General features: G+C 35.9%; 7 protein-coding genes. All 7 read right to left on the bottom strand.

All coding sequences use genetic code 11. The annotated features are described in order from the left end of the window. Positions 1-304: 304 nt before the first annotated feature. A complete protein-coding gene (locus BI291_RS18750; protein WP_074499511.1) occupies positions 305-379 on the bottom strand; it encodes a PEP-CTERM sorting domain-containing protein in 75 nt (24 codons plus the stop codon). 481 nt (positions 380-860) lie between these two features. Next, positions 861-1,040: a hypothetical protein gene (locus tag BI291_RS14595; RefSeq protein ID WP_074499510.1), complete on the bottom strand. Its 180-nt coding sequence runs from the start codon at positions 1,038-1,040 to the stop codon at positions 861-863. Positions 1,041-1,266: 226 nt separating this feature from the next. After that, positions 1,267-2,040: a class I SAM-dependent methyltransferase gene (locus tag BI291_RS14590; protein ID WP_074499509.1), complete on the bottom strand. Its 774-nt coding sequence runs from the start codon at positions 2,038-2,040 to the stop codon at positions 1,267-1,269. Between the two features lie 60 nt (positions 2,041-2,100). Then, a complete protein-coding gene (gene folM / locus BI291_RS14585; RefSeq protein WP_074499508.1) occupies positions 2,101-2,826 on the bottom strand; it encodes a dihydromonapterin reductase in 726 nt (241 codons plus the stop codon). Continuing rightward, positions 2,823-3,461 (bottom strand): GTP cyclohydrolase I FolE, encoded by a 639-nt coding sequence (folE, locus tag BI291_RS14580; protein WP_074499507.1) that lies wholly within the window; start codon positions 3,459-3,461, stop codon positions 2,823-2,825. Before folE ends, folM begins: the two co-directional genes overlap by 4 nt. Then, positions 3,458-3,835, bottom strand: coding sequence for a dihydroneopterin triphosphate 2'-epimerase (folX, locus tag BI291_RS14575; RefSeq protein ID WP_074499506.1), 378 nt, complete (start codon positions 3,833-3,835; stop codon positions 3,458-3,460). Before folX ends, folE begins: the two co-directional genes overlap by 4 nt. Positions 3,836-4,007: 172 nt before the next feature. After that, positions 4,008-4,496, bottom strand: a complete 489-nt coding sequence (gene folK, locus BI291_RS14570; protein ID WP_074499505.1) for a 2-amino-4-hydroxy-6-hydroxymethyldihydropteridine diphosphokinase — start codon at positions 4,494-4,496, stop codon at positions 4,008-4,010. Positions 4,497-4,719 lie beyond the last annotated feature (223 nt).

Here is a 4,719-nt window from a genome sequence, read left to right as displayed (position 1 = left end):
AAATTAAAAATCACTATCTACAGAAAAGTCGAGAAAACTTTTTAGCTTATTATCAAATATGTTCAGTTATATAAAAATGGGGATCCGTCAGCCCAAAGGGCAGCGTTTTTTGTCATTTATACGTCGTTATTGCTTTTTCATGTGGAATAACCACACATTAATCGCAATGCCTTGTCTAAATCCCCATAAACTGCTGTAAAAATAAACGCGAAAGATCAACAGACCCTAACCAGTATTGTGATTTTCACTTATAAAAAAAGGACAAAATTTGCCCTTTTTTCAAAATAGGTTTCTACAAAGTATTCTATTTTTTCAAGCGGCGTGATACGCCACCTAATAGAGCAAGTGCTAATAACGCTAACGTAGACGGTTCTGGAATATCTGCCGCAAGGTCAGCTCTAGTTAATGTTGCATTATCAATGGTTAAGTTATTATTGGTATAAGTAAACCAACCATAACGATTGCCACCAATTGTCGTTGCAATATCATCAGCAGTTGATGAACGCGTTTCGCTGAATAATAGCCCTTGATTGTTATCGTATACGTTAAAATCAACCGCTAAAAAGCCATTGAGATCATAAAAGTTATGTTCAAAAGTATACCAACCACTTGAACCTACAGTGAAAAAGCTGTTATCTGAAATTAATTTATATTCGTTATAAATAAAATCAGCATTATTTGAACTGTTAATTACAAAGCCATTCTTGGCTGTTTTACCCGCATGAAAAATAAAATCACGACGATGATTACCCGCCTGATCGTTTACCGCTGAAGTAAAATCAAACCCTTGGCCGATATCCCATGCGTCTATATCTAAATATATATCTAGACTCGTCGTAAAGCCGTTTCCAAAAGTGTCGCTATAGCCACCAAATTGGGTATAAATAGCACCTGAATGTCACCCCTACATCAGCACTATTATCTACCGCGTTCCAAGTATTACCATTACCATCAAACGTTTCTTGGTAAATAACATTTGCAGTTGCACTCGTAGACGCTAAAACAAGCAATGAAGTAGTCAGTATTTTTTTTAAAAACATTATATTTTCCTTTACAGCTTTTTTGTAGTGTATAAAAGTTAAATTTGTACTTTAGTACAAAAGAAAAAATCACACCTTAAAAATAAAAACCACTAGAGTCAATCACTTAGATAAATACACCTTCCGTACTCTACCAAGACTGTAAAAAAATCCGACATAAAAAGACAACTTACAAGAGCCAAATTTGATTACATTAAACGATTAGGACGCCCAAACCATCAAAAATTTATGCTAATTTACGCGCTTTTATTGCATAAATTAATGGTACTTGTTGGCCTTTATGTAGCAACTGATACCCTTGATCAGCAACATATTCTAAATCTTCAATGCAATTATAAGGGCTATAAGGAAACTCATTTACTTGCTCAATAAATAAACCAGCAGATATCAATGCATTTATCACTTCACTGAATGCATGTGGCCAAGTCACTATCGTAGATTTAATACCATCACTATTTTCTGTGTACGTTTCTTCAGCTTCAACATCAGGCTCTGTTCGAGGAAAATATGAATAGCCAGTCAGTAAATCAATTGTTGGGTGAAACTCTATCAAGTGGAGTTCACCACCTGGCAATAATGCTTTTGCTACCGTTTGCGCCCAACGATCAAGATCAGGTAACCAACAGAGCACACCATAAGAAGTAAACACAATATCGTATTTTTTGGTATTTTCATCAGAAAATTGATAAATATCTGAAGCTATAAAAGTCGCATTTAAGCCAAGTTCATTGTTGAGTTTATTCGCTTGCACGATGGCTTTGGTAGATAAGTCAACCCCGGTGACTATCGCTCCTTTTCTGGCCCACGACAATGTGTCTAAACCAAAATGACATTGCAAATGTAATAATGACTTCCCTTTAACTTCACCTACTTGGTTAAGCTCAATTTCATTCAGTGAAGACTTGCCGCTTATAAAGGCATTAACATCATAAAACGTTGAATTTACGTGAATCTCGGTACGATCATCCCACGCTTTTCTATTTATTGATAAATAATCCATATGAAATATCCTGAAGTGGTACTTAACAACGAATAAGGTAAAATAGTAGCGGCTTAGCGGTTATTTTAAATGCCTACCACCGTCTAATTGCATATTTCTGCCCGTCATAAATTGACTATTAAAAATAAACTCAACGGCTTGTATTACTTCATCAAAGCCACCTTCTTTAGGCAGCAGTGCTTTTGCAAGCGCCTTTTTTTGGTAGGCATCATCGTCACCTTCGTTGAACTTCAATAACGCGGGAGAAATTGAATTCACTTTAACTTCAGGCGCTAACAGCGCAGAAAAAGATAAGGTTAAGCTATTCATTGCCGTTTTACTTGCCGCATAAGCGATATGTTTTTTACTGCCTTTTTCCGCGACGTAATCACTTAAATGGATGATGTCTGCCCCGCCGATATCTGAGTTTTTCAATAACGTTTTTAATCTTAAATTTAATTGATAAGGAATACCAACATGAATTGTCATCATTTTCTGCATAATGTCAGCAGCAGAATACTGCACATCCTCCTTTTGCGCGTTATCAGGTAACCAATCAGAAGCATTATGAATAATGGCTCGCAGCGAGGTATACTTTTGTTTAAGCTGTGCGATAAAATTATCTACTTGTGTTTGTTGGTAAAAATCCACTTGATATAGATCAGCACCTTGTTGTTTTAGTTCATCTAGCACAGGGTACGCTGTTCTATAAGTACCAATGACTTGATATCCTTGTGCTAAAAAATGACTTGCTAGCGCTAAACCTAATCGTTTACCAATTCCAGTAATTAAGACAACTTGGCTCACGATAAAAACTCCGCACGTGTTTGAGGATTTGTTTTAAATATGCCGCCTAAAGCGGTAGTGGTAGTTTTAGAATTCACATCCATGATACCTCGAGATTTAACGCAAAAATGTGTCGCATTAATCGATACAGCAACATTATCTGTCTCCGTTAATGTTTGTATTGCCACCAATATTTGCTGCGTTAAACGCTCTTGCACTTGAGGTCTTTGAGCAAAAAAACGCACAATTCGATTAATTTTCGACAAACCTATAATCTTTTTGTTAGGAATATAGGCAACTTGCGCTAAGCCATCTATCGTCACAAAATGATGTTCACACGTTGACGTTAAATTAATATCGGTCACCTTCACCATTTCATCAACAGCCATTTTGTTTTCTATAACTGAAATGGCAGGAAAGTTTTCATAATTTAAACCTGAAAAAACTTCATGAATATACATTTTAGCAATACGATGCGGCGTTTCAGCAAGGCTATCATCAGTTAAATCTAAACCAATCGTGTTAGCCACCTCAGTAAATAAGCCTTTTAGACGTGTGTATTTTTCTTCGCTAGTTAACTCAGTGACTACCATGGGCGTTTCTAAACCTCTGGCAATTAACGTATCTCGAACTAACGCTGCTTCATAGCTGATCATAATATGCCCCCTTCCTCTGCTTGATAGCTTAAAGTAAGCGACACCGAATCCGCAAAACGTAACGCATGGGGTTTATCAATGGTAACCTTTGCATAATTCACCCACGGGTGATTAACACAAATATTTAATACATCACTGGTTAATTTTTCTAATAATAAGAAACGACCACTTTCAACGTGGTTAATAATATCTTTACAAATTGTTTTATAATTTAGTGCACTTTCAACGCTATCATTTAAACAGAGTTTACTAACCGGGTAATGTACCTCTGCATTAATAACAATGTCTTGTTGTTTGTTTTTCTCTTCTTCATTAAAGCCAATAAAGGTTCTTAACCGTAAATTGGTAATAGTAATAATGGCATTGTTGTTCATAAACCTGACCTGTTTTTTATTCTTTTTAATCGTAAGTATATACGTATAAAGGCAATTTAGGGTTCACCTATTAATGATAAAAATATTGAATTTAAATTACTAAACACGTTAAGTGTTGTATTAAAGCAATATTATCTATGCAGCACTATCTGTTTAACGATTATTTTTTCGGTTACCAATTAAACTCTATGGCCGATAATTTTTGATACTGTTTATCATACTGTTGCCAGAGCTGTTGATAGGTTTTCTGTAATTGAGGATGTACTTCATTCGGCGCAATATTTGAAAGAGGCAACAGTACAAAAGCATTTTCGGTAATTTCGCCACGCGGTAATGTAACACCGTTAAAATCGCCTATAAGATCATCATACGTAAGAATATCAATATCTAAGGTTCGAGAGGAAAACTTAGGCCCTGCTCTTACTCGGCCATTGTCATCTTCTATTTTTCTCAAAATAGTGGTGATCTCAGCAATTGCACAATCGCAGTCAAAACCCACCACTAAATTTAAAAAGTTATCACCGATAAAGCCCACAGGTTCACAGTCATATGCTTGGGAAACTCTCAGTGACGCGAAATGTTTATCGAGCGCATCGAGCGCGCGGGTTATATGATATTCACGGTTGATATTACTGCCAAGGCTAACATAAACGCTATGCATAACCTCTCCTTTATTATATCCATTTACATTAATTCAATATGTTAAACAGGTAAGCATCGGTTAGCCAGTATTACTCGCAATTGATAGCGCCCTATCGTATGTTTTTAAAATGGCATCTATTTCACCTTGTTATACCAACTCAATTAAATATTTAGTCACTTAGCGAGAAATAAAAGGGTTAGAGGCAAGGCATTGATTGCAAAGAATGGTTATTCAGGAGAAC

Origin of the sequence: Thalassotalea sp. PP2-459, assembly GCF_001913705.1 — a bacterium.
Taxonomy (GTDB): Bacteria; Pseudomonadota; Gammaproteobacteria; order Enterobacterales; family Alteromonadaceae; genus Thalassotalea_C; species Thalassotalea_C hakodatensis.
Note: the sequence above shows the minus strand (reverse complement) of the source record. Positions and strands in the feature narration are given on the sequence as shown.